General features: G+C 73.4%; 16 protein-coding genes. 6 read left to right on the top strand and 10 right to left on the bottom strand.

The window, feature by feature from the left end; genetic code table 11:
* Position 1: 1 nt before the first annotated feature.
* From K2F47_RS14820 to K2F47_RS14810, 3 genes are read right to left on the bottom strand one after another with little or no spacing between them, the layout of a single operon-like run.
* Positions 2-799, bottom strand: a complete 798-nt coding sequence (locus tag K2F47_RS14820; protein ID WP_242903452.1) for an ABC transporter permease — start codon at positions 797-799, stop codon at positions 2-4.
* A gap of 53 nt (positions 800-852) precedes the next feature.
* Positions 853-1,893, bottom strand: coding sequence for an ABC transporter ATP-binding protein (locus tag K2F47_RS14815; protein WP_242903450.1), 1,041 nt, complete (start codon positions 1,891-1,893; stop codon positions 853-855).
* A complete protein-coding gene (locus K2F47_RS14810) occupies positions 1,890-4,952 on the bottom strand; it encodes a non-ribosomal peptide synthetase (RefSeq protein WP_242903448.1) in 3,063 nt (1,020 codons plus the stop codon). Before K2F47_RS14810 ends, K2F47_RS14815 begins: the two co-directional genes overlap by 4 nt.
* 218 nt (positions 4,953-5,170) lie before the next feature.
* On the opposite strand from K2F47_RS14810, the gene K2F47_RS14805 reads away from it, so the two are divergent.
* Positions 5,171-6,079 (top strand): aminoglycoside phosphotransferase family protein, encoded by a 909-nt coding sequence (locus K2F47_RS14805; RefSeq protein WP_242903446.1) that lies wholly within the window; start codon positions 5,171-5,173, stop codon positions 6,077-6,079.
* 18 nt (positions 6,080-6,097) lie between these two features.
* Here K2F47_RS14805 and K2F47_RS14800 read toward each other — a convergent pair whose 3' ends face one another.
* On the bottom strand, positions 6,098-8,008 hold the full coding sequence (locus K2F47_RS14800) for a glycosyltransferase (RefSeq protein WP_242903444.1): 1,911 nt from the start codon (positions 8,006-8,008) through the stop codon (positions 6,098-6,100).
* A 244-nt stretch (positions 8,009-8,252) separates the two neighbouring features.
* Here K2F47_RS14800 and K2F47_RS14795 point away from each other — a divergent pair, with 244 nt between their 5' ends.
* Positions 8,253-9,467 carry a glycosyltransferase family A protein gene (locus K2F47_RS14795; RefSeq protein ID WP_242903442.1) on the top strand — a complete coding sequence of 405 codons (1,215 nt, stop codon included), beginning with the start codon at positions 8,253-8,255 and terminating at the stop codon, positions 9,465-9,467.
* Between the two features lie 136 nt (positions 9,468-9,603).
* Positions 9,604-10,644: a polysaccharide deacetylase family protein gene (locus K2F47_RS14790; RefSeq protein WP_242903440.1), complete on the top strand. Its 1,041-nt coding sequence runs from the start codon at positions 9,604-9,606 to the stop codon at positions 10,642-10,644.
* 51 nt (positions 10,645-10,695) lie between these two features.
* Here K2F47_RS14790 and K2F47_RS14785 read toward each other — a convergent pair whose 3' ends face one another.
* From K2F47_RS14785 to K2F47_RS14765, 5 genes are all read right to left on the bottom strand, one after another.
* Positions 10,696-11,952 carry a D-arabinono-1,4-lactone oxidase gene (locus K2F47_RS14785; protein WP_242903439.1) on the bottom strand — a complete coding sequence of 419 codons (1,257 nt, stop codon included), beginning with the start codon at positions 11,950-11,952 and terminating at the stop codon, positions 10,696-10,698.
* The gene (locus K2F47_RS14780; protein WP_242903437.1) at positions 11,946-13,004 is read right to left on the bottom strand and encodes a polysaccharide deacetylase family protein; all 1,059 of its coding nucleotides are present in this window, start codon (positions 13,002-13,004) and stop codon (positions 11,946-11,948) included. Before K2F47_RS14780 ends, K2F47_RS14785 begins: the two co-directional genes overlap by 7 nt.
* A gap of 41 nt (positions 13,005-13,045) precedes the next feature.
* Positions 13,046-13,852, bottom strand: coding sequence for a phytanoyl-CoA dioxygenase family protein (locus K2F47_RS14775; RefSeq protein WP_242903435.1), 807 nt, complete (start codon positions 13,850-13,852; stop codon positions 13,046-13,048).
* A gap of 240 nt (positions 13,853-14,092) precedes the next feature.
* Entirely contained in the window at positions 14,093-14,392 is a 300-nt protein-coding gene (locus K2F47_RS14770; RefSeq protein WP_242903433.1) for a hypothetical protein, read from the bottom strand.
* Positions 14,393-15,067: 675 nt separating this feature from the next.
* A complete protein-coding gene (locus K2F47_RS14765) occupies positions 15,068-16,642 on the bottom strand; it encodes an ROK family transcriptional regulator (protein ID WP_242903431.1) in 1,575 nt (524 codons plus the stop codon).
* A gap of 398 nt (positions 16,643-17,040) precedes the next feature.
* Between K2F47_RS14765 and K2F47_RS41385 the strand changes: the two genes are divergently transcribed.
* The gene (locus K2F47_RS41385) at positions 17,041-18,141 is read left to right on the top strand and encodes a helix-turn-helix domain-containing protein (protein ID WP_242903429.1); all 1,101 of its coding nucleotides are present in this window, start codon (positions 17,041-17,043) and stop codon (positions 18,139-18,141) included.
* Positions 18,142-18,200: 59 nt separating this feature from the next.
* Here the strand turns inward: K2F47_RS41385 and K2F47_RS14755 are convergent, their stop codons facing one another.
* Positions 18,201-19,439 (bottom strand): glycosyltransferase family 4 protein, encoded by a 1,239-nt coding sequence (locus K2F47_RS14755; RefSeq protein ID WP_242903427.1) that lies wholly within the window; start codon positions 19,437-19,439, stop codon positions 18,201-18,203.
* A gap of 88 nt (positions 19,440-19,527) precedes the next feature.
* Here K2F47_RS14755 and K2F47_RS14750 point away from each other — a divergent pair, with 88 nt between their 5' ends.
* Both K2F47_RS14750 and K2F47_RS14745 read left to right on the top strand, forming a co-directional pair.
* Positions 19,528-20,781 (top strand): ATP-grasp domain-containing protein, encoded by a 1,254-nt coding sequence (locus tag K2F47_RS14750; protein ID WP_242903425.1) that lies wholly within the window; start codon positions 19,528-19,530, stop codon positions 20,779-20,781.
* A 1,112-nt stretch (positions 20,782-21,893) separates the two neighbouring features.
* Positions 21,894-22,958, top strand: coding sequence for a hypothetical protein (locus K2F47_RS14745; RefSeq protein ID WP_242903424.1), 1,065 nt, complete (start codon positions 21,894-21,896; stop codon positions 22,956-22,958).
* The last annotated feature ends 310 nt before the right edge of the window (positions 22,959-23,268 follow it).

Raw genomic sequence — 23,268 nt, 5'->3', positions numbered from 1 at the left:
CTCAGCCTCCCTGCGAGACGACGCGGTGTTCGGCCCGCCGCCACACCAGCCGGGTCAGCGCGGCCAGCGACACCACCCAGAAGACCTGGACGGCGAGGTGGCGGGGCAGGTCGTCCACCGGGAGGCGGCCGACGTAGAACGACAGCGGGACGCTGAGCGTCGCCTGGAACGGCAGCAGCGCGCTCATCGTCTGGAACCAGCCGGGGAAGTACCACAGCGCCGCGTACCCGCCCGACAGCAGGTTCTGCGCGAACTGGAGGATCTCGACCGCCGAGTCGTTGCGGACGGCCCAGAAGCACATCTGGTCGGTGAGCAGCACCAGGTAGTACAGCACCGACTGGCCGAGCAGGAACGTCACCGCGAACGCGCCCGCCGCGCCCGCCGAGGGTGGCGGGTCCATCACCCCCGCCAGCAGGCACACGACGTATCCGGCGGCCGCCCACGTGAACCCGTAGAGCTGGTCGCCGACCGCGCGCCGCAGGTAGTAGCGCCACGGCGCGAGCGGGCGCAGGAACCAGTAGACGATCGTCCCGAACTCGATCTGCTGGATCACCATGTCGCGGCCGATCCAGCGGTCGGTGTCGCGGATCCGCAGCGCGAGGACGGCCAGCACGCCGTAGGCGACGGCCTGCCCCTCGTCCAGCCCGCCGCTGGTCTCGGTGTCGGAGTACAGGGCGTGCCACAGGCACACGACCAGGAACAGCTGGACGGACAGCCGCGCCGCCGTGCCGGTGAGGCGGCTCGGCGACAGCAGCTCGCCGAGCGCGGTGATGCCCGCCGTGCTCCAGCCCTCGCGCATCGCGCTCCACCCGGAACGCCCGGGAGGCCCTGCCCGGCCGGCGGTGGAGACGCTCACGCGACCGTCTCCCCGTCGAGCTGCCGGTCGGTGCGCTGGTCGAGGTAGGCCGCGCGCATCACGTCCTCCAGGTCGCTCTCCTGGATGTGGATGTCGGTGACCTCGTACCGGTCGATGACGCGTTTGAGCGCCTGCGGCGGCGCGACCTCGTCGGTGCCGTCGGGCTCGAAGATGACGCGGGCGCCGTCCTGGCGTACGACGCGCAGGCCGGGCGGGCAGCGTCCGGCGGCGGGCTCGGTCTGGACGAGGGTCGCGTTCACCCGCCACCCGCTGCCGAACCGGGTGCGGATCTCCGCGAGCGTGCCGTCCAGGACGATGTGGCCGTGGTTGATCAGGACGACGCGCTCGGCGAGCCGCTCCACCTCGGTCATGTCGTGGGTGGTGAGCAGCACGGTCTGGCCGCGCCGCTCGACCTGGTCGCGCAGCAGCAGCCGCACCTGCTCCTTGACCACGACGTCCATGCCGATCGTGGGCTCGTCCAGGAACACGACCGGCGGGTCGTGCAGCAGCGCGGCGGCGAGGTCGCAGCGGACGCGCTGGCCGAGCGAGAGGTGCCGGACGCGGGTGTCCCAGAAGCTCGACAGCTCCAGCAGCTCGTCGAACTCGCGCATCCGGGACCGGTAGTCGCCGTCGGCCACGCCGTAGATGTCGCGCAGGATGCGGAACGACTCGCGGGCGGGCAGGTCCCACCAGAGCTGCGTGCGCTGCCCGAACACGGCGCCGATGTTGCGGGCGTTGCGGACCCGCTCCCGGTAGGGGACGATCCCCATCACGCTCGCGTGCCCGGCCGACGGGGTCAGGATGCCGGTGAGCATCTTGATCGTGGTCGACTTCCCGGCGCCGTTCGGGCCGAGCAGCGCCAGCAGCTGGCCGTGCCCCACCGAGAACGACACGTCGGCGACCGCCGTGGTCGAGACCCGCTCGGGCGCGACGAGCGCGCGGAGCATGCCGAGCGCGCCGGGGCGGCGGCGGGCCGTCCGGAACGTCTTGACGAGCCCGCGCGCCTCGATCGCGAACTCCGACTCGCGTGCGGTCATCGCGCGCTCTCCCCGGGGACGGTACGGAGCCGGTCGGCGAAGCGCTTGGCGAGTTCGCGTGCGGCCGCCTCGGGCACGGCCTCGGGACGGTAGGAGACGATGAGTGTCATGCCGCCATGGTCATCCGGCCACAGCTCGGCGTGGAGGTCGAGAGGCAGGCTCAGATAGGGCTGTCGGATGAACGCGGTGCGCAGGCCGGTGAGCGTGAGGCGGGGGACGGCGTTGTCCTGGAGGGCGAACAGCGTCCGGTAGAGGGGGGAGCCGTCGGCGGGTTCGGCCAGGGCCAGGACGTCGTCGAGCGGCACGTCCCGCGCGGCGAACGCGCGGGCGGCGATCCGTCCGGTCGCGACGACCGCCGCCGGGCCGCCGCCGAGCGCGGCGCCGCGCAGCCGGACGCACAGCATCGTGATGTGGCAGCCGACCGACCGCTCCAGGCCCCGGCCGTGCCGCTGGTCGACCGGGACGCCGACCGCGAGGTCGTCCTGCCCGGTGACCTCGGCGAGGCACGCGCCGTAGAGGGCGAGCAGCGCGCCGAACCGGGTGACCCCGGCGCCCGCGGCCAGGGCGTCCACCCCGGCGACGACGGCCGGGGACAGCGGGACCTCGATATGTCGGGGCTCCACCGGGGGCGTCTCCGTCGCGCCCGGCGGCCATCGCAGCGGCGGCACGTCGGTGAGCTCCTCGCGCAGGTGGTCGAGGTGGACGGTGAGGTCGTCCTCCCGGAGCCGTTCGGCGTGCTCGCGGTGGACGGCGGCCATCGACGGCGCCTCCTCCAGCGGTGCGGCGGCGCCGTAGGCTCTGGAGAGGTCGTCGGCGAGCACCGATTCCGACCAGCCGTCGAAGGCGATGTGGTGGACGGCGCATCCGAACAGCGCGGTCGCGCCGTCGCCGACGGGGACGAGCGCCGTCCGCCACACGTCGCCGTCCATGGGTTCCAGGCCCCGGGCCAGCTCCTTCCGCAGCGCGGTCGCGGCGGCCTCGGCGGTCGGCTGCGCGGGCAGCACGGTCAGCTCGGGCGGCGGCACGTCCACCGGCCACGCCACCGGACGCGGGTCGGGGACGTAGGCGGCGCGCAGCGGTTCGTGCCGCCGGTGCACCTCCGCGATCGCGGCCTCCAGCGCCGCGTGGTCCGGGGCGCCCTCGATGCGCCAGGTGAGCAGGCAGTGGGCGGTCCGGTCGAAGGGGTCCACGAGGTGGCGGGTCAGGTACACCAGTTGCATGGACGTCAGCGGGGTCTCGGCGTCCATGTCCTCGATGGTGTGCGGGGCGTCGATGGTGTGCGTGTCGGCCTCCATGGGCGTGGTCGTGTCGAGCCGGTGGGCGAGCGCCGTGGCGGTCGGGTCGCGGTAGAGCCAGGAGACCGGGACGGGGCGGCCGAGCCGCTCGCTGAGCCGGGCGCACACGCGTCCGGCGCCGAGCGAGTCGCCGCCGAGTTCGACGAACGGCACGTCCGCCGGGACGCCGTCGCGGCAGAGCACCTCGGCGAAGACCTCCGCGACCAGGCGGGCCGTCGGGTCTGCGGCGGCCGCGACGGGGCCTGCCGAGGAAGGGGCGGGGGCGAGCGCCAGCAGCGCGGGTTCGTCGAGCTTGCCACGCTCTGTCATGGGGAACGCGGCCACGCTCACGACGGCGGCGGGACGCTGGTATTGGACGAGGTCATCGCGCAGGGCGGCGAGCGCGCCGTCCAGGGGATCGCCCGCGTCGGCGGGGACGCAGAACGCGACCAGGTCGCGGGCGGCGCCGGACGCGTCGCGGCGCGCGAGCACCCGGCACGCGCGCACCTCCGGGAGCAGCCGCTCGATCTGCCGTTCGACCTCGGCGGGCTCGACGCGATGGCCGCGGATCTTGACCTGCCGGTCGTCGCGTCCGCGGTAGTGGAGGAGGCCGTCGGCGTCCCAGGTACCGAGGTCGCCCGTCCGGTAGACGCGGAGCAGCTCTCCGTCGACCCGCACCTGCGCGAACTTGGCGTCGGTGAGGTCGGCGTCGCCAAGGTAGCCGAGCGCGAGCCCGTCGCCGGAGATGCAGATCTCGCCGACCTCGCCGACCGCGCAGGGGCGGGTGCCGTCCAGCACGTGGACGCCGGTGCCGGGGACGGGCCGTCCGATCGGGATGCCGCCGGGGCGCTCGCAGTCGGCCTGCGTGACGCGGTGGGTGGTGGCGAACACCGTGCTCTCGACCGGCCCGTACCCGTTGATCAGCGTGATCCGGGGATGGCGGCGCAGGAACCGGGCGACGTGCCCGGTCGAGAGCCGCTCGCCGCCGATCATGACCTGGTGCAGGCCGTCGAACGCGGTCACGGCCTCGTCCACGATCATGTTGAAGAGGCTGCCGGTGAGCCAGACCGTGCGGACGCCGTGCGCCGCCACCGCCTCGCGCAGCGACGCGGCGGACAGGTACGGCTCGTCCACGATCAGGCTGGCACCGCCGTTGAGCAGCATCGACCACAGTTCGAGCGAGAACGCGTCCCATGACATCGGCGCGGCCAGCGGGACGACCGCGCCGGTGTCGAAGCGCGCGAACCCGCCCGCCTGGAACAGCCGGGCGGTCGCGCGGTGCGGGCTGAGGACGCCCTTGGGCTCGCCGGTCGTCCCGGACGTGAAGAACACGCAGCACGGATCGGCCCCACGGACGGCCACCGGATGGAACCCCGCGACCGGGGTCACCGAGCCGGAGGGAGGCGTCCACACCGGGCGCCCGAGGCCCGTGCCCGTTCCGCGCCGCGCGACCACGACGGGCGAGCCGAGCCGCGCGGTCAGCTCGCGGAGGCGGCGCTCGGGCCAGGCCGGGTCCAGCAGCGCGTAGGCGGCGCCCGCCTTCAGCACGGCGAGCAGCGCGACGACGAGTTCGGTGCCGCGCGGCAGCAGCACCGACACGCGGTCGCCGGGCGCGACGCCCGCCATCGCCAGCCGCGCGGCCCAGGCGTCGGCGGTGCGGTCCAGCTCCGCGTACGTCATGGTGTTCCGGCCCGCGACCAGCGCGTTCGCGCCGGGACGGGCTGCGGCCAGCCGCGCGACCGTCTCGTGCAGGCCCTCGTCGCGCGCGGTGCACGGCGAACCCATGATCCAACTCACGTCTGGCTGCACCGGCTTCCCACTTCCTCCGGGCCGATCGGGGTCAGCAGATCCTTGCCAAGATTTCCAAAATAGTGCCATATATTGCCATATATGGCAATGTGAGGGGACGCAGGTCCGGCGGCGAGGTTGACACGCTCGGGCGGGTGAGGTCCGATGGCCGTCGCCCGGCCGCCCCGGCCGGGCCCCGACCGGAGAGGACGCAGATGGCCGCTGGCAAGATGCACGCCGACGAACTGGACATCGACGAGGCGCTCGTGCGGCGGCTGCTCGCGGCGCGGTTCCCCGAGTGGGCGGACCTGCCGATCGAGCGGTTCCCGTCCGCGGGCACCGTCAACGCCCTGTTCCGGCTGGGCGAGGACATGTCGGTGCGGTTGCCCCGCATCCCCGGCGGCGTCGAGGACGTGGCGAAGGAGCACCGCTGGATCGCCCGGCTCGCGCCGCACCTGCCCGTCCCGGTCCCGGTGGTGCTCGGCAAGGGGACGCCGACCGAGGAGTACCCGTGGCCGTGGTCCGTCCACCGCTGGCTGGACGGGGAGAACCCCACCCCCGAGACGCTGACCGATCCGGTCGCGCTCGCCGAAGACCTCGCGGGTTTCATAACGGCGTTGCAGGCGATCGACGCCGAGGGCGGACCGCGCGCGGCGCGCACCCGTCCGCTCATCACGCAGGACGAGGAGTGCCGCCACGCGCTCGCCGAGCTCGACGGCCTGGTCGACGTCCCGGCCGCCACCGCCGCGTGGGAGGCCACGCTGGAGGCGCCGAACTGGAGCGGTCCGCCCGTCTGGGTGCACGCCGACCTGATGCCCGGCAACCTGCTGACCAGCGGCGGGCGGCTCAGCGCCGTGATCGACTTCGCCACCACCGGCGTCGGCGATCCCGCCTGCGACATGATCGCCGCCTGGTACCTGCTGCCCGCGCACGCGCGCGAGGTGTTCCGCGCGCGCCTCGGCGTCGACGACGCGACCTGGACGCGCGGCCGCGGCTGGGCCCTGTCGATGGCGCTGATCCAGCTCCCCTACTACAAGGACACCAACCCCTCGATCGCCGCGCAGGCGCGGCATGTGATCGGCGAGGTCCTCGCCGAGCGCACGCCCGACCTGTCCGCCTCCTGACCCCCCGATCCGCATGCGCTACTCGCCCGTCTCGTACAGGCGTGACCAGTTGGCGCGGCCGGTGAGCTCGGGGAGCGCCTCGAAGTAGCGGCGGCGCGCGTCCTGCGCCGTCCGGCTGAAGCGCAGCAGCGTCCGCGCGGCGCGGACGCTCAGCTCGACGGTCGCGTCCTGGTCGTGGCGGCGGACGCGGACGCCCTCCTGCGACGCGTCGGTGACGACCGCCGTGCGGAACCGGGCGACGTGCCACCAGTGCGCCTCGTCGTGCGCGACCTCGCCGAGCTGGAACCGGTGCCGCCCGCGCAGCCGCGCTGCGGCGAGCCCGACCGCGGCGGCGGCGGGCAGCCGGGGCGGCGGGCCGGGGGTGACGATCTCCAGCCGGTTGGACGGGGCGCCCGGCGCGTCCGTCGCGGGATGCCGCTGCGTCTCGGGGTAGCGGGACCGCATCTTCGCGATGTCCTGGAGGCGTTCGGCGCCGCCGTCGAACAGGTCGTCCGGGCCGTCGAGGAAGTCCTCGACCGCGCTGAGGATCGTCGCGGCGAGCCCGTAGCGCATGTCGAGGATGCACTGGGCGATCTCGGAGCCGAGCCGCCGGGTCAGCGCGCCGACCGGGAACTTCCCGTGCAGGGCCGCGACGATCAGGTAGTTGCGCCGGATGAAGTAGGTCTTGACGTCGTCGAGGTCCTTCATCGAGAAGTCGGTGTGCCACACGGCCGCGCCCGGCAGGATGATCGTCGGGATCCCGTTCTTGCGGGCGCGCGCGCACAGGTCGGCGTCCTCGCCCTGGCCCCAGACGGGCAGCATGTACCCGACGCGGTCGACCAGCTCGATCGGCATCAGGCAGGCCCACCACGCCGTGTACCCGGCGTCGAGGCGGCGCTCCTGGAGCGGCGGGCGCCCGGTCGCCGGGTCTGGGACGAGCAGGTCCGCGTCGTCGTAGGCGTGCGGCATCGGCTTGCCGGGCTGGATGCCGTCGATGTCGGTGCGCTGCGCGTCGGCGAGCAGCACGGTCGGATGGAAGATGTTGATCATCTGCCCGCCGACGATCATCGGCCGGGTGACATGGTCGCCGAACGCCGTCAGCCGGACGACCACCTCGGGTTCGAGGAGGATGTCGTCGTCCAGGAACATGACGTTCGCGTTCTCGCTGGCGTGCCGCGCCACCTCGTACAGGCCCCGGTTGCAGCCGCCCGACGAGCCGAGGTTCGGCTGCGGGGTGTGCTGGAGCCGGTCGCCGAACTCGGCCGCGATCTCCGCGTACCAGTCCTGCGCGGTGACGTGGTCGCCGTGGTCGACGATGTAGATCCGCTCCAGCCGGGCCCGGGCCACGTCGTCGGCGGCCAGCGCGCGCAGCAGGTCGCGGCAGTAGTCGGGGCGGTTGTAGGTCGCGAACGCGAGCGAGGTCGGACGCCGCGACGCGGGCGCCGCGACCGTCCAGCGCACGTCCTCGACCGTGAGGCGCTGCCCGTCCGCCGTCTCCAGCTCGACCCAGATCGCGCCGCCGTCGGCGTACAGGTCCAGCGGCGCCGCCAGCACGACCCGCTCCCGGTCGGCGTCGCTCACGGTGCGCGCGGTCACGACGCGGGCGGGGCCTCGCACGTCGGACGCGGCGGCCGACAGCCGTCCGGAACCGGTGACGGTCAGCTCGACGCGGACCTCGTCGGCGTCCGTCCAGCGCTGCCAGTAGGTCGCGGGGAACCGGCCGAAGAAGGCGTTGCCCGAGACCCTCGTGCCGGGCGCGAGCGTCAGGCTCGTGCGGCTCCGCGTCACGGGGCCGCCGGTCACCGCCGCGTAGAGGGCGTCGTTCACGGTCTCGTCGGGGCCCGTGAAGTGCCAGCGCCCGGCGAGCGTCCGCGCGGCGGCCCCGTCGCCGTTCGCGGCGGAGGTGTCGGTCGGGTCGTGCCGGATCAGGTCGTCGCGTGTCTGCGGCATGCCACTCTCCCAAGGTGTCACCGGCCTCGCGTTCCCGATTGTGTGCGTCCGGCGGTCGGCAAGACGAGGAAAGGGGCTGTCAAGTTGGTGCCGTGGCAGGAGGCTGTCACGGCTTCGCCCGCCGCGCGCCGCGGCGTCCCCGACACTGGAGGGAGCCGTCCCCCGCGATCTATGGTGATTTCGCTGCCCGGATGGCATTATATTGCCAAAGTTTGGCAACTCGCCGATCCGGCAAGGAGCGCAGATGGCCGACCTGAAGATCAGCGTCGTGATCCCCTACAAGCAGCGGCTGGACAACATCCGATCGGTGCTCGGCTCGCTGGCCGAACAGACCATGGACGCGGCGGAGTTCGAGGTCGTCGTCGGCGCCATGGAGTACAGCGAGGAGTACGTCGCGGCCTGCCGCGAGTTCACCGGGAAGCTGAACCTGACCTCGGTGCTGTCGGACGACGAGTGGAACGTCGCCCAGGCGCGCAACCTCGCGATCCGGCAGGCGACCGGCCGGATCATCATGTTGCTCGACGCCGACATGGTGCTGCCCCCGCAGGTGCTCGACACCCTCTACGACCGGTACTTCGCGGGGCACCAGAACGTGTGCGTCCTCGGGAAGGCGCTCGGCTACAGCTGCGTCGTCGAGCACGCGCCCAACGGCACCGAGCTCACGATGTCCGGCCAGGACGCGAGCGGCGTCCTCGCCTACGGCGGCCACCGCGCGCTGCTGGACGACCTGGAGCAGGCCGGCGAGGTGTGGGCCGACGACCGCAAGGTGCTGGAGTCGGTCCCGCTGCCGTGGTCGCTGGTCTGGACGGGCCTCGTCGCGCTGCCCGCCGAGACCGTCCGCCGGCACGACCTGATGTTCGACGAGAACTTCCGCGGCTGGGGCTCGGAGGACCAGGAGTGGGGGTACCGCGTCTACGCGACCGGCACCCCGCTCGTGCTCGGCGACGACGTGTACGGCATGCACCTTCCCCACAACCGCGACGCCGCCACCGACCAGGAGTCCTACCGCGCCAACAGCCGCTACTTCCTCGCCAAGTGGCCGACGCTCGACGTCGAGATCACCCGCGCCTACGGCTGGGAGGACGGCAACCGGCTCTACCCGGAGGTCCGCGACGAGGTCGCCGCCGCCGTCTCCGGGCACGGCCGCACGCTCGGCGTCGTGCGCGGCAAGGCCGAGGGCACCGACCTGCTCGTGGTCGGCGCCGAGATCGACTCCCGGACCCGCGTCCCGGCGCCGGACGTCTCGGACCTGTTCGACGACGCCGACTCCCTCGACGTGCTGCCGCTGCTCGGGCTCGCGCTCCCGTTCGGCGACGGCGACCTCGGCGAGTGCCGCGTGCTGCCGTCCGTGCTGGGCTTGAGCGAGCGCTACCGGGAGACGGTGCTGGCCGAAGCCGGACGCGTCTCGTCGGGTGCCGTGTCAACTGATGTCCCGGCGGCGCCGATCGAGACCGCCTGACGGGTATGTACGCGGGGCGGGTGCGCGCGGCCCCGGCCGTCGCGCGCCCGCCCGTCCCGTTCCCCTCCCACCCCTGGTCCCACCCCGCTTCGTCTCCGGTCTTCGACCGCCGCGCCCCAAAGAAGGAGAGTCCCCCATGCTGTACGCCGGTGTCGCCTGGCACTCCAGTGGTTACGAGGTCATGTTCACCCGCGACGCCGGTTCCGGGGGCGCGCCCGTCCCGTCCGAGCGGTTCGGCTCGACCGAGCGCGACGCCCTGGTCGCCCACCTGCGGAGCGTCGCCGACCGGTCCGACGAGGAGCTGGTCAGCGTCGTGGACAGCACCAACGGCATCATCGACGGCCTGCTGATGGCCGTCGGGCTGCGGGTGCACCGCGCGGACCCGTGGTCGCTGCCCGAGCGGCCCGTGCTCGGCTCGGTGCGCGCCGCCGACCTCGCCGAGGCCGCCCGCCGCGACCTCGCCCAGCTCGACCGGCTCACCATCGACGACGGGACGCTCACCGGACGCGTGGACGAGCAGCTCGCCACGATGAAGAGGAGCGCGGCGGCCGAGGCGCCGCTGCGCGCGGCGGGCCGCTGGTTCACCCACGGTGCCCGCGACGAGCGGGTGGTCGCGCTGACCTTCGACGACGGCCCGCAGCCGCCCTACACCGGCCAGGTCCTCGACATCCTCGACCACTACGGCGTGCCCGCCACGTTCTTCTGCGTCGGGCTCAACGCGCTGGAACGGTCGAAGGAGACCGGGCGGATGCTGGCCGCCGGCCACACGGTCGCCAACCACACCTGGTCGCACGCCTACCTGCCCGACCTCACCCAGGAGCAGCTCCGCGAACAGCTCGCGCGGACGTTCGAGGTGCTGCCGCGGATCGACGGCGAACCCGTCCGCTACTTCCGCCCGCCCTACGGCTCGCGGTCGCCGGAGGTCGTCGGCTGGCTCGCCGAGGAGGACGTGACGACCGTGACCTGGGACGTCGACGCCGAGGACTGGACGCTGCCGAGCCCCGAGAAGATCGCCGCCGACGTGCTGCGCAAGACCGAGCCCGGGTCGGTGATCCTGCTGCACGACGGCGGCGGGGACCGGTCGCGGACGGTCGCGTCCGTCCCGCTGATCATCGAGGGGTTGCAGGAGCGCGGGTACCGGTTCGTCCTGCTGGACGAGCTGAAGCTCGCCATCTGATCGGCCGACCTCCTGAGGGAGCCGCGCGGCCCCCTCAGGAGTCGTTCGGCATCAGCCGGGCGGGAAGAGTTCGTCCAGGAGGTCGTTGCGGAACGTTCCTTCCGGGTCGTGGTCGCGCAGCAGCGCCGCGAACCGGTCCGCGCGCGGGTAGAGGGCGGCGATCTCCTTTCCGGTCAGCGCGGTCAGCTTGCCCCAGTGCGGCCGGGCGCCCAGCGGGACCAGCCGTTCCTCGACGGCGGCCAGCACGGGCGCCACGGCCGCCGCGTCCCGGACCCAGGTGAAGTGCAGCGTGACCGAGTCGCGGCCGAACGCGGGGCTCAGCCAGATCTCGTCCGCCCGGACGGTGCGCACCTCCGCGATGTGCAGCACCGGCTCCAGCAGGTCGCCGAGGCCGCGCAGCGCGGCGAACGCGGGCGCGGCGGCCTCGCGCGGCAGGAAGTACTCCGACTGGAGCTCCTCCCCCGCGCCGGGCACGACGCCCGGGCGGAAGTGCGGCAGCCGTTCGTGCCACGGCCCGGCGACGCCCATCTGCCCGGTGCACGACTCGGTCGGCATCCCGGGCACCATGTGGACGGGGGCGTCCGCCGCGATTCCGCCGTCCCAGCCGCTGCTCGGCCGGTCGGCGCGGTGCTTGAGCCACACCGACGCGTCGGGGTCGCGCCAGTCGGTGAACACGCTGACGCTGTAGGCGGCGCCCGACACGTCCTCGAACCGCTCGGCCACCTCCTCCAGCGGCACGGCCAGGCGGACGCGCTGGGTCACCTCGAACCCCGGCTCGACGTCCAGCGTGATCCGGGTGACGACGCCGAGCGCGCCGAGCGCGACGACCGCGCCCGGGAACGTGTCCGGGTCGGCGGCGCGGCTCAGCTCGACCAGGTCGCCGCCGGGCCCGACGAGCTGGAGCGCCGACACCGACGAGGCGAGGACGCGCAGCGCGTTCCCCGACCCGTGCGTCGCGGTCGCGCACGACCCGGCGACCGAGATGTGCGGCAGCGACGCCATGTTCGGGAGCGCGAGCCCCGCCCGGTGCAGCGCGGCGGCGACGTCGGCGTAGGGCAGCCCGGCCGACACCGTCACGGTCGCGTTCGCCGCGTCGATCTCGATCGCGCGGGGCAGCCCGTCCACCCGGACGAGGTCGCCGGTGGTGTCGGCGACCGCGCTGAAGGAGTGGCCGCTGCCGAGCGCCTTCACGCGGGTCGCGCCCGCGACGAGGCGGCGCAGCTCGTCCAGGGAGGTGGGGCGGTGCACCCGCGCGGCCTGGAACACGACGTTGCCCGCCCAGTTCGCGGCGGGACGCGTGGTCAGCACGCCGCCACCCCCTGGGCAGCGGCCGTCATGTCTTCAACCGACACGAACGTGTAGTCGTCGGCGAGCAGCCCCTCGATGATCGGGGACAGCGAGTCGACGGTCTGCGAGCGGTCGCCGCCGCCGTCGTGCAACAGGATGATCGAACCGGGGCGCGTGCCGTCCAGGACGATGCGCGCGATCTCGTCCGCGCCGGGCATCGACCAGTCGTCGGGCTCGACGTCCCACAGCACGACGGTCGGGTCCATCGCCTCCAGCCAGTCGAGCACCTGCGGGGTCCGCGAGCCGTAGGGCGGGCGGAACAGCGTGGGCGCCGCACCGCCGGACGCACCGGCAACGGCCTCGTTGGTCCGGTCGATCTGCGCGGCGAGCTGAGAGCGGGTCAGCTCCGGCAGGAACGGGTGCGACCAGGTGTGGTTGGCGACCGTGTGGCCCTGCTCGCGCATGCGCGCGACCTCCTCCGAGCCCGCCTCGACGTTGATGCCGACGCAGAAGAACGTGGCGGGGACGCCGTAGCGCTCCAGCACGTCCATGACCCGGCCGGTGTAGGGCGGCAGCGGGCCGTCGTCGAAGGTCAGCGCGACCTCGCGGCGGGAGCGGTCGCCGTGGCCGAGGCAGCGTCCCGCGCCGGTCAGCGCGGCGGTGCGCTCGGCGCTCGCCGCGATGTCGGCGCGAAGGACGTCCTCGCGCCCGGTCTGCGTGCCCGACGTCCGCTCCAGCCTGGCCAGCGCCGACAGGTCGCGGGCCGCCGCGCGGGCCAGCGCGCCCGCCGGGACGGACCCGAACACCGGACGCTCCGGCAGCGCCGGCGGGTCCGCCCGGTACATCGTCAGGCCCGCCGCCATCATGCGGCCGTCCAGCACGCCGTTCGTGCTGTCGACCACCGTGGCCATGTCGGTGTCGGCGTGCGCGCGGCCAGTGTCGCGCAGGAAGCCGATCATGTCGTCGACCCGGTCCGCGCCGAAGCGCGTCGGCGGCGCCACCTGCCTGCCGTCCCGGTCCACCACCTCGACCTCGTAGCCGGTGGCTCCCCAGGACACTCCCGAGTACAGCATCCAGTTCCTCCCTGAACAGATGGTCGGATGACGAACGCCGGTCAGGCCGGCCGGACGTACTCCTCGAAGTGGCGCTCGGCGAACAGCTCCGGGCGGCCCCGGTCGAGCCCGAGGTCCCGGCCGCGCCGCAGCATGTGGCGCCAGAACGGCTTGACCGGCGGCCAGCGGTGGCCCACCTGGCAGTACGAGGTGTCGATCAGGTAGCGGGGCCGGTCGCCCTGGCGGGGGTTCGGGCGCCGGGCGTGGAACAGCGCGGAGTGCAGCACGACCGTCGAGCCGGGCGGCAGCCGGTCGATGACGACCTCGCCCGGCAGCTCGGCGGTGCCGTGGCCGTCGCGGGCGTCCTTGGCCGCCACCTCGTGCTGCGACCCGGGCAGCACCGCGAGCGGCGCCGTGCCCGCGTCGATCCCGTCCAGGTAGTGCAGCGTGTGGATCATCGTGTGGGTGCGCTCGGCCTGCGGGTTCTGCTCGTAGTCGTGGTGCCAGTTCTTGCCCGGGACCCCGGGGTCCTGCCGGTGCGAGTGCATGTGGTGGAAGACGAACTCCGGGCCCATGAGCTGGGCGAGGACGTCCATCAGCGGCGGGTGGCCGACGAGTTCGCCGTGCGCCGCCAGCTCGATCTCCAGGACGGGCGGCGGGCCCTGCACGGCGGGGTCGACGCAGGCCTGGATGGATGCGTCCCGCAGGCCCTCGTCCACCCAGCGGTCGGCCTCGGGCTTCAGCCGTTCGACCAGGTCATCGGGCAGGAAGGCGGGAAGGACGAGGTAACCGAGCCGGGTGAACCGGTCGATCTGGGCGGCCTCCAGGGGAAAGGGCCGCTCCGGGGCGAATGAGGTTCGCGAGGTCATGCCGGGCCTCCGCTCCGCGTCGTGATACGCGTGCTGCCGTGATGTCGGGCTCGGTGGGGCGCCCCCGGAGCTTCTGGCAACCGATGTTGGCACAGGTTTGCCTAAGTTGGCAAGAAGGTGCCAAAGACCGGTTGTGACCATGCGCGGGCGCGGCGGCCTCCCGGGCCGGCCGCGTCCAGGCAGCACGGAAGGCCGGCGGCTCGTCAGCCGCCGGCCTTCGCCGATCCCCTTAGTGGCCGCTCACGGCCAGTCGATCTCCAGTCCGTCCATGGGCGGCGTCCGCTCGCGGGTGAGGCGGTCGTGCCAACCGGATGCCGACTTCGGCAACGGGCACGCCGGGACGGGCGCGCCGGACGTGCTGGGCTCGGCGGGCGAGTTGGGCGGGTTGGGCGGGTTGGGCTTGGCGGGCGAGTTGGGCTTGCTGGACGGGTCGGGCGGCGACCCGGCCCCGCCGTGCGCGGGGACCGTGTCGGCGAGGCCGAGGCCCAGCAGCAGGTAGCCGAGGACGTCCTCGGCCACGGGGCCCTCGTCCGCGGTCATCGCCACTCCCAGGCCGACCGCCGCCGCCAGGAGCGGCCCCGGGGCTCCGGAATGCCGCGCTCCGCGCGGCGCGGGCGCGAGGCGCTTTCCGCTAATCCGCTCCACGGCCGCCGCCTGGGCGCGCAGGGAAGCGTCGAGGACACCGCACGCGCCACAGAAAAGGACAAGTGCGATGAAATCCCATACCCCCTGATGATCGAGCACACCGCGCGGCCGCGCACATCCGCCGAGGGCGGGCGCCGCCGGAGTCGCGGCCGGGCAGGCCGGGCCCGGCCGGGGCGCGGCCACCGCCGTCGCCGCGTGGGAGCAGGCCGCCCCTGGCGCCGCCCGGGCCTCCGCCGCGCGGCCCCGCGGCCCCCTCACGACCCTGCGCCTTTCCAGGCGAGACGCATCGGATTCTCCGCCACGGACCCCGTCGCGCTTCAACCCCAGCCATTGGTGCCCGACGAATCTCCTCCTTCGGAGGTGAACATGAAATGACCGCTCCGAAGCATCGTGATGATCACTGTTCCACTCCCTTGAAACCTCGAAGTTCTTTCACAGGTGATTCTTGATAGGTTCCAATCGGAAGCCAAGAGGCGGCGAGTGTCACGACCCTGCAATGGCATTAGCATGTCACTGGCTGATCAAGGGCCGGTCGCCCGGAGTACTCGCCGGGGGCGGCGCGGCGCCCGCTCACACCCCCGCCAGCCCGTCGAATATGTGCTGCCAGGCCAGGTCGCAGGCCTCGACGAGGCAGCCGTCCAGCACCGCCTCGCCGCCGCCCCCGCCGACCTCCATCGGCGGCATGCCGCCGGGCGCGGTTCCGGCCAGCTCCGCCCGCACCGCGTCCACGAACCCCGGCACCTCCGCGAGCCGTCCGGCGAACACCAGCAGCCCGGGGCGCGCGATCGCCAGCACCGGGCGCAGCAGCCGCGCGGTCAGCACCGCCAGCTCCGCGAGCAGCTCCGTCGCGCGCGCGTCGCCGCGTCCGACCGCGTCCGCCAGCTCCCGCGGACGCATGACGGGCCCGCCGCCGCGCGCCGCCACGATGCGTTCGAGATCGGAGGGCGCGCTCCCCCGGGACGCCCCGGGGGTGCAGACCGAGGCGTCCGGCGGGTGGAGGGCGCCGTCGTTGAGCACGCCGATGTCGACCGACGACTCCACCGTCACGTAGACGGTGGTGCTCACTGACGCGGCGGGAGCCCGCCGGCCCTCCCGGTAGCGGAACAGCACCTCCATCTCCACGCCCCGGCGCGCCGAGTAGCGCGGGCCGAAGAGCCGGTGGAGGGCGCGGTCGAGGGTGGCGTGGCAGGTCCGGCGCGGCGGCGCGTCCGCCGTCTCGCACGGCGCCGAGGAGAACCCGGCGACCACGCACGCGAGGTCGGCCCGCGTGATCTCGGCCTGGCGGCAGACGAGATCGACCTCCGCCGCGACGCCGGCGAGGGTCTGCTCGCCGCGCAGCGCCGACACCCGCGTCGAGCGCGCCTTGCCGTCGATCCGCGAGACGGCCCAGTGCGCGGCGCCGTCCCGCACCTCCACGCCGAGCACCCAGCCGGCGTTGTGCCCAACCGTGAACAGCGTGGGGGCCCGGCCGGGGCAGCCCGCCCGGTGCCCGGACCGCTCGACGAGGCCGCGCGTCTCCAGGTTCGCCACCACCGAGGAGACCGTGGGCTTCGACAGCCCCGACAGCCGCGCCAGGTCGGCGCGCGACACCGTTTCGAGCTGCCTGATCAGGCTCAGCACGTACCGCTCGTTCATCGACCTGAGCATCCGCGTGGACGGCACCCGCGCCGGAATCCTCGGCGCCCGCCCGCCGAGCGCGGACGGCGGCGGGGCGGGGTCCGGTTCGGCGGCGCAGGCGTCGGCGCCGACGCACGGCTCGTCCAGATGCCCGGCGTCGCAGGGGTCGGCCGGGGCGGCCGGACGGGCCGGGGCGCCGCCGTTGGGCTCGTCCTCGGGCGGGGGGCGGTCCGACAGGATGAGCTCCTCGGCCTGGTCGACGACCGTGACCATGCACTGCGCGACGGACCAGTCCTGGCAGCCCGCCATGCGCATCGCCCGCAGGCAGATCTCGACGGTCATCGCCTCGGCCCGGCGCGCCGTCTCCGCCAGCAGGAAGAAGACGACCTCCGTCGCGTCCGGTTCGAGCTTGGCGTGCAGGTGCTCCACGCCGTTGCCCTGGGCGACGAAGGTCCGCAGGCTGGAGGCGATCCGCTGCGCGCCCCCGGGTGACTGACCGGTCAGTCTGGCTTTGACTATGTACACCATTCGATCCCTGGTCGACATCGACCGCCGCTGGCCTATCCTGACCAGCTTAAAATTGATGCAAAAACACGGGTGCCATGGCGCGCTGTCAGATGCATGCAGTGGCAGGAAAGTGACACGCTTCCCACCCGTCCGGGCGAATCAGAACCGGCGCCGCATGTCAACCCCTACCGTCGCGCCACGGCGGGCCGCCCCCTAATCGGCTGCCCGAAAAGGGTGGGCCATGACCATCCTTCCAGGTCAGGCACCTGGGCACGGGGGGCATCTCCACTACCGTTTCATCAACGGCCTGGTGATAGCCGGAACGGATAGAAGATTATTATGGCTTGACTGTAAAGGTTGCTAACAAACACGCCGCACGAGAGACTCGGTGGTACCCGACGCGTGCCCAGGGAGGCGGTGTGTTCGAGTCCATCGGGTTGCGGTCGGACGCGGCGAGGCTGTACCGGGCGATACTCGACAACCCCAAGTACGGGGTCGGCCAACTGGGCGACCTGCTGGGCTGGTCCCCGGAACAGGTGCGCGGCGTCCTGGACGAGCTCGCGGAGTTGTCGCTGGTGCGGCCCTCGTGGGAGCAGCCGGAGACGCTGCTCGCCGTCAACCCCGCCGTGGGCTTCTCCTCCCTGCTCGCCCGCGAGGAGCAGGAGCTGCTGCGGCGCCAGCAGGAGCTGGCCGCCAACCGGCGCGCCGTGATGGAACTGATCGAACAGCACTCCCGGCAGCGCCACCTCCAGCATCCCGAGGTCGAGCACCTGGCGGGCCTGGACGAGGTCCGGCTGCGCATCGAGGAGCTCGCCGCCGCATGCGAGGCGGAGCTGATGGCGTTCGCGCCGCGCGGCGCGCAGAACCGGGAGGCGATGGAGGCGAGCCGCCCGCTCGACCAGGCGATCCTGCGGCGCGGCGTCCTCGTCCGCACCGTGTACGTGCAGAGCATCTACAACGACAGCCTCACCCTTGAGTACGCGCAGTGGCTCTCGGAGGCGGGCGCGCTGGTGCGCACCTACGGCGCGCTGTCGCAGCGGCTGCTGATCTACGACCGGGAGGCGGCGCTCGTCCCGGTCGACCCCGACGAGGAGTCCTCGGGCGCGCTGCTGGTGCGCGGCACCGGGATCGTCAACGCGCTGTGCGAGCACTTCGAGGCCGTCTGGGACAAGTCCGCCGAGCTGAGCCTCAGCCATCCCCGGCGGCGGGGCGGCGACGACCTGACCCCGCAGCAGCTGGCCGTGCTGCGGCTGCTCGCCGACGGGCACACCGACGAGACGATCGCGCGCCGCCTCGGGGTGTCGCTGCGGACGACGCGCCGCATCACCGCCGAGCTGATGCAGATGCTTGGCGCGCGGAGCAGGTTCCAGGCGGGGGTGCGGGCGGTGGAACGCGGCATTCTCCGTTCGGAGGGCGACCGGCCCGACGACGGCGAACACGCGGCCGAGACCACACCGTCCGGCACCCGTGGACGGCCGCTAGGCCCCGGTGCCAGCCCGGGCCCGGGCATCGTGACCTGACCGGCGCGGCCGAGACCACACCGGCCCCGGCCCGGCATCGTGAGCTGACGGGCGCGTCCTTACCCCTCGTCCTCGGGCAGGAAGCGCTGCTCGTAGTCGTGCCACCGCCGTCCCGACGGCATTGTCCGGATCCAGGGCGGATCGGACGCGACCGGCCCGGGGACGAGCTGGGCGTAGGACTTGCGAGTCGCGGCCAAGGCGTCCCGCCAGCCTGAGGCGCAGCGCTCCCAGCCGAGTTCGCGCGCCACGTAGGCGCGCCCCCGCTCGACCTCCTCCCGGGGCAGGCCGCGCTCGACGCGGTCGGCGACGGCGTGCCAGTCGCCGAACTCGACGAGCTCGACCCCGTGCCCCGGAGGAACGGTCTCGGCGACCGCGCCCGCGGGCGTCGCGATCACCGGGACGCCGACCGCGAGCGGCTCGACCATCGCCAGCCCGAACGACTCCGGCAGCTCGCTCGGGCACAGCGCCCACTGCCCGCGGCGCAGGTAGCCGGGCATGCGCTCGCCGGGGACCCAGTCGTGGAAGGCGACCGCGCCCTCCAGCCCGAGCCGCCGCACCAACGCCCGGCGCTCCCGGACGTGCTCGCGGTGCTGGGGCAGCAGGCGGCCCGGCGGCGGCTCGGGCACGAGCAGCCGGTGGCCATGTCCGCGACGGCGCAGCTCCGCCACGGCCCGCGCCGCCGTGCCGAACCCCTTGCCCGGGTCGGGACGGTGCGGGAACGTCAGGCAGGGGCCGTCGTCCGGGTTCGGCGCGTCCATTTCGTGGACGTCCAGGCCCGGGCTGATCACCCGCACCGGGGGCGGCACGCCGCACCAGCGCTCGGCGGGCAGGTAGGCGCGCAGGCAGCGGGCGAGGTAGTCGGACGGCACGACCGCCGCGTCCCAGTTCAGGCCGAACACGCTGCGGGTCTCCGGCGGGTAGCCGAGGTTGTTCAGCCACAGGACGACCGGCACGCCGGTGCGCAGCGGGAAGTGCACGTCGATGGTGACCACGACGTCCGCGTCGACGGCGAGCCGGGCCAGCAGGCACAGGTCGTGGTGGACCTCGACGGGACCGGTCGTCTCGGCGGTGCCGGGCGCGCCCGCCACCCGCAGGCCGTCGACGGCGCGCAGCTCGTCGACGACCTTCACGTCCCGCCGGACGAAGGGGCGCTGGGCGTCCGGCACGGGCGGGCACGCCCAGGTGAACCGTAAGCCGCTGCCCTCCTGCGCGGTCAGCAGGCCGTCCGCGTAACGCTGGGCGCCGCCGGTCGGACGGCCGCGCAACGGCGGGAACGCCGAATGGATCAGAACTCGCATGGCCGCCTCCGGCTTCTCTGATTGCCAACAAGGCAAGCCATCTGGCAACCTTCTGTCAACCAGGCTCCCGCACGAGGCAGGCAGCGTCATGGCAGCAGCGAACCGCACCCCGCCCCCGACCCGCCCGACCGCCGTCCTGGTGGACGCCTCCTCCATCGGCAGCTTCCTGCCCTCGGCCTTCGACCGGCTCGGCGTCGACGTCGTCCACGTCCGGAGCACCATCGCCGGGACGGGCCTCGCCGCCTACCGTCCCTCCCTGCTCTGCGCGGACCCCGCGGCGACGGCCGCCCGGCTCGCCGCGCTCGACCCGATCGCGGTGGGCGCCGGGCAGGAGCCGGGCGTCCCGCTGGCGGACGAGCTGTCCGAGCGCCTCGGCCTGCCGACCAACGGCACGGCGCTGTCCGCGGCCCGCCGCGACAAGTTCGAGATGACCGAGGCGCTGCGCCGGGCCGGGGTCCGATGCGCCGAGCAGGTCCGCGCCTCGAACGCACCGGAAGCGGTCGCCTGGGCCGAAAGCCGCGGCGCCTACCCGGTGGTGGTCAAGCCGCTGGCCTCGTCCGGTACCGACGGCGTGGAGATCTGCGCGGACGCCGACCAGGTCCGGGACGCGGCGGAGACCGTGCTCCGCTCCCGGACCGTCTACGGCGAGCCGAACACGGCCGTCCTCGTCCAGTCGTATCTGGCGGGCACCGAGTACGTCGTCGACATGGTGTGCTGCCGGGGCGCCCGCTACACCTGCGGGGTCTGGCGGTCGCAGAAGCGGCTGCTCGGCACCCGCAACGCCTACGATCTCGAACTCCTCGTCGCTCCAGACGAGGACGTGGTGGCGGACCTGATCCCCTACGTCGGCAGCGCCCTCGACGCACTCGGCATCGACCACGGCCCCGCCCACGCCGAGGTGATCGTCACCCCGGACGGCCCGACACTAATCGAGGCCGGCGCCCGCCTAGCGAGCCACCTGGACCCCGGCTTCCACGACGAGTGCCTAGGCGGCAACCAGGCCGCCCTGACCGCACTCGCCTACACCAGCCCCGAAACGTTCCTCCGCGACCGCGCAGGCCGCCGCTACACCCGCCTCCTCGCCGCAGGCGTCTACGCGACCCCGACCACTCAGGACGGCGTCGTCGCCCGAATCGACTGGACGGTCGTGAAGCAGATCGAGAACCTACCCGGCGTGTACGGCGTGCTCCTCAAACTGCGGGAGGGCGACCGTATCCGTCCCACCGTCGACCTGCGAACAAGCACCATGCGCGTCTACCTGCGCGCCGAAACGGACGAAGCGATGATGCGCGACTACCGACTCGTCCAGGACCTGAAGGACCACGTCTTCCAGCTCAGCTAACCCACGCCCCGTCCTCGACCCCCGGCGTCAGACGGCGTACTGGTCGCGGGCGACGCGGGGGCGGCCCTTGGTCGGTGCAGCGTGGCCGAACAACGCGCGGCCCCGGCTCGCAGCACGTCCGGGACGGGTGGCGGCGCGTCCGATGGTGGGCGCGGCCTGGCGGAGCAACGCGGCAGCTGTGGACGCGGTCGGGATAGCAGCGCGTCTACCTCGCGCTGGGCTTGCCGGAGGGGCTCGTCGTCGGCTGCGAGTTGCTGTTCGTGTTGTACGCGCCCCGGGACGCGGGGGGGCTGTTCGCCTACTCCGCCCTTGGGATGTCGGCAGTCGGACGCTTAGTCCCGGACGCGTGGCGGGGGTGGCTCATCGTCCTGCTGTACGCGCTGCTCGGCGCGCCCTACCTGGTGATCGCGGCCGGTCCGCTCCTGCCGGTCGCATCGGCCGATCGGTGCGACCTGGCGAGGCAAAGCACGGCCCGGACTCGCGGCACGGGCGGCGCAAGTCGCGGCGCCTCCACCGATCGGCGGGTCAGGCACGGGCTGCTCACCGACGTTTTCGCGGCGGAGGGCTACCTGCTCGGACGGCCCGTCCTCGCCATGACCGACGGCCTCATGCAGATCTGCGGGTTGGCGGTGGGCGGCGTACTGGTCGCAGGCGCGGCCCTGTCCGGCACGACGCCCCCAGCCGCGCAGCTCAGCTCGCGACACGTCCAGCGGGGGCTGCGCGTCAACCGGAGAGGCGGGGCGACGCCGGCACCAGGGCGGCCGTCGGTCGGTGCAACGTGGCGAGCAACGCGCGGCCCCGGCTCGCGGCACGCCCGGCACAAGCGGCGGGGCGTCCCCCGACCGGCACGAGGTGGCCCAGCAACACGCGGCCCGCGCTCCCAGCACCTGCGAGGTGGGCGGCGGCGCTTCCGGCGGTGGGCGGCAGGCGCTCGGGCTGTACTTCTCCGGGACGTTCACCGCGCAGGGCTTCGCCGCCGCTCGCCGACGCGAAGGCAACTTGGCAAGTTGACCTTGCCAAGATTGCCAATATCGCCCACACTCGATGCAAAGATCGAAAAGGCGGGTGAGATGGGACTTCAGTCGGGCGGCCCCCGGGTCAGCATCGCCATCATGAGCCATTCCAAGCGGGCCCGGGAGGCCGCCGCCCTCGCCGGGCGGCTGGACGGGGCCAGGGTCGTCACCGACCCGTCGCCTCCCGAGCGGCAGTTCCCGCTGCGGACCGCCATCCTCGCGTGGGGCGCCGCCGAGCCGGGCGCGACCCACCACCTCGTCGTCCAGGACGACGTGGAGTTGTCCCCCGAGTTCCTGCGCCGGGTCGAGACGGGGGTGCGGTTGTTCCCGGACGCCGCGCTCACCTTCTACGCCAACTGGAGCTCGATGAACGGCGCCGCGATCCGGCTCGCGGGCGCGGCGGGCGCGACCTGGGTCCAGGAGATGGGCACGGAGTACTTCCCGACGCTCGCCCTCGTCCTGCCCACGAAATACGTCGGCGACTTCGTGGAGTTCGCGACCACGCTCAGTTGCTGGTGGCGGGACGACGACGACGTGATGCGCGAGTTCCTGGAATCGCGCGGCATCGAGGCCTACGTGTCGGTGCCGAGCCTGGTCGAGCACTGCGGCCTGGAGAGCATCGCCGGGAACGGCGACCACGGCGAGCGGCGCGCGGCCTGGTTCACCGCCGAGCCCGCCTACGACCCGTCCCACGAGGCGCTGGCCCACTCGATCGACTTCTGCCCGTGGCTCAACAAGTGCCGCGCGCTGGTGCTCGCGCGGACCGTCCACAACGGCCGCCAGCTGTGGATCCAGCGCCCCTGGACCGACATGGCCGCCGCCCACGGCCTGGACGCGCGCGACCTCAGGGCAAGCTTCGACCGGCTGACCGCGCCGAGCCCCCGGCTCCAGAAGACCGCCGACGACCTGGGCGAACTGTTCGTGTTCTCGGTGTGGTTGACGTCCTACCTCATGGGGACGGCGGTCCGCTCCGGAGTGCCGCTGCGCACGCTCCCGGGCTTCGGCGCCCCACCGGCCGCCCCGGCGATCGAGCGCGCCGGACTGCACACGCTCGCCGTCGGGGGCTGCGCGTGGATGCCGCTGCCGCCGTCGCTGCTCGCCACGTACTCGGCGGAGACGGCTGAGCTGACGGAGACCGGCTTCACCACCGGGCTCACCGGCTGACCGGCCCCGCCGAGGAGGACCGCGCGCTCGAAGTCCGCCCCCGGTCACCCACGACGCTGTTGGTGAACCGCTCCGGCGACGCGTACGGAACGTCCACGACACGACCCACCTTGACGAGCCTGCCGAGGGACGCGGGGTCGCGGCCCTCGCGCTCGCATGCAGGCGTCCACGAGGTTCACGAACTGGCGGCACAGCAACCGCCGCGCCTCCTCCTCCCCCGCCCGGCGGAACAGCCCGGGTCGCCGCTCGTGACCACAGCACCGCGTGACGGGCCACCACGCAATCACGAACGGCGCACCGGGACGCTCGA

It is taken from the genome of Actinomadura terrae, assembly GCF_022751215.1.
GTDB lineage: Bacteria > Actinomycetota > Actinomycetes > Streptosporangiales > Streptosporangiaceae > Spirillospora > Spirillospora terrae.
Note: the sequence above shows the minus strand (reverse complement) of the source record. Positions and strands in the feature narration are given on the sequence as shown.

Bases quoted from the DNA above. Each gene is read 5' to 3' on its own strand.
- K2F47_RS14750 (WP_242903425.1), top strand. From the start codon at position 19,528: ATGGCAGCAGCGAACCGCACCCCGCCCCCGACCCGCCCGACCGCCGTC.
- K2F47_RS14815 (WP_242903450.1), bottom strand. From the start codon at position 1,893: ATGACCGCACGCGAGTCGGAGTTCGCGATCGAGGCGCGCGGGCTCGTC.
- K2F47_RS14820 (WP_242903452.1), bottom strand. From the start codon at position 799: ATGCGCGAGGGCTGGAGCACGGCGGGCATCACCGCGCTCGGCGAGCTG.
- K2F47_RS14780 (WP_242903437.1), bottom strand. From the start codon at position 13,004: ATGCTGTACTCGGGAGTGTCCTGGGGAGCCACCGGCTACGAGGTCGAG.
- K2F47_RS14810 (WP_242903448.1), bottom strand. From the start codon at position 4,952: ATGGGTTCGCCGTGCACCGCGCGCGACGAGGGCCTGCACGAGACGGTC.
- K2F47_RS14770 (WP_242903433.1), bottom strand. From the start codon at position 14,392: ATGACCGCGGACGAGGGCCCCGTGGCCGAGGACGTCCTCGGCTACCTG.
- K2F47_RS14795 (WP_242903442.1), top strand. From the start codon at position 8,253: ATGGCCGACCTGAAGATCAGCGTCGTGATCCCCTACAAGCAGCGGCTG.
- K2F47_RS14765 (WP_242903431.1), bottom strand. From the start codon at position 16,642: ATGGTGTACATAGTCAAAGCCAGACTGACCGGTCAGTCACCCGGGGGC.
- K2F47_RS14800 (WP_242903444.1), bottom strand. From the start codon at position 8,008: ATGCCGCAGACACGCGACGACCTGATCCGGCACGACCCGACCGACACC.
- K2F47_RS14790 (WP_242903440.1), top strand. From the start codon at position 9,604: ATGCTGTACGCCGGTGTCGCCTGGCACTCCAGTGGTTACGAGGTCATG.
- K2F47_RS14745 (WP_242903424.1), top strand. From the start codon at position 21,894: ATGAGCCATTCCAAGCGGGCCCGGGAGGCCGCCGCCCTCGCCGGGCGG.
- K2F47_RS14805 (WP_242903446.1), top strand. From the start codon at position 5,171: ATGGCCGCTGGCAAGATGCACGCCGACGAACTGGACATCGACGAGGCG.
- K2F47_RS14755 (WP_242903427.1), bottom strand. From the start codon at position 19,439: ATGCGAGTTCTGATCCATTCGGCGTTCCCGCCGTTGCGCGGCCGTCCG.
- K2F47_RS14775 (WP_242903435.1), bottom strand. From the start codon at position 13,852: ATGACCTCGCGAACCTCATTCGCCCCGGAGCGGCCCTTTCCCCTGGAG.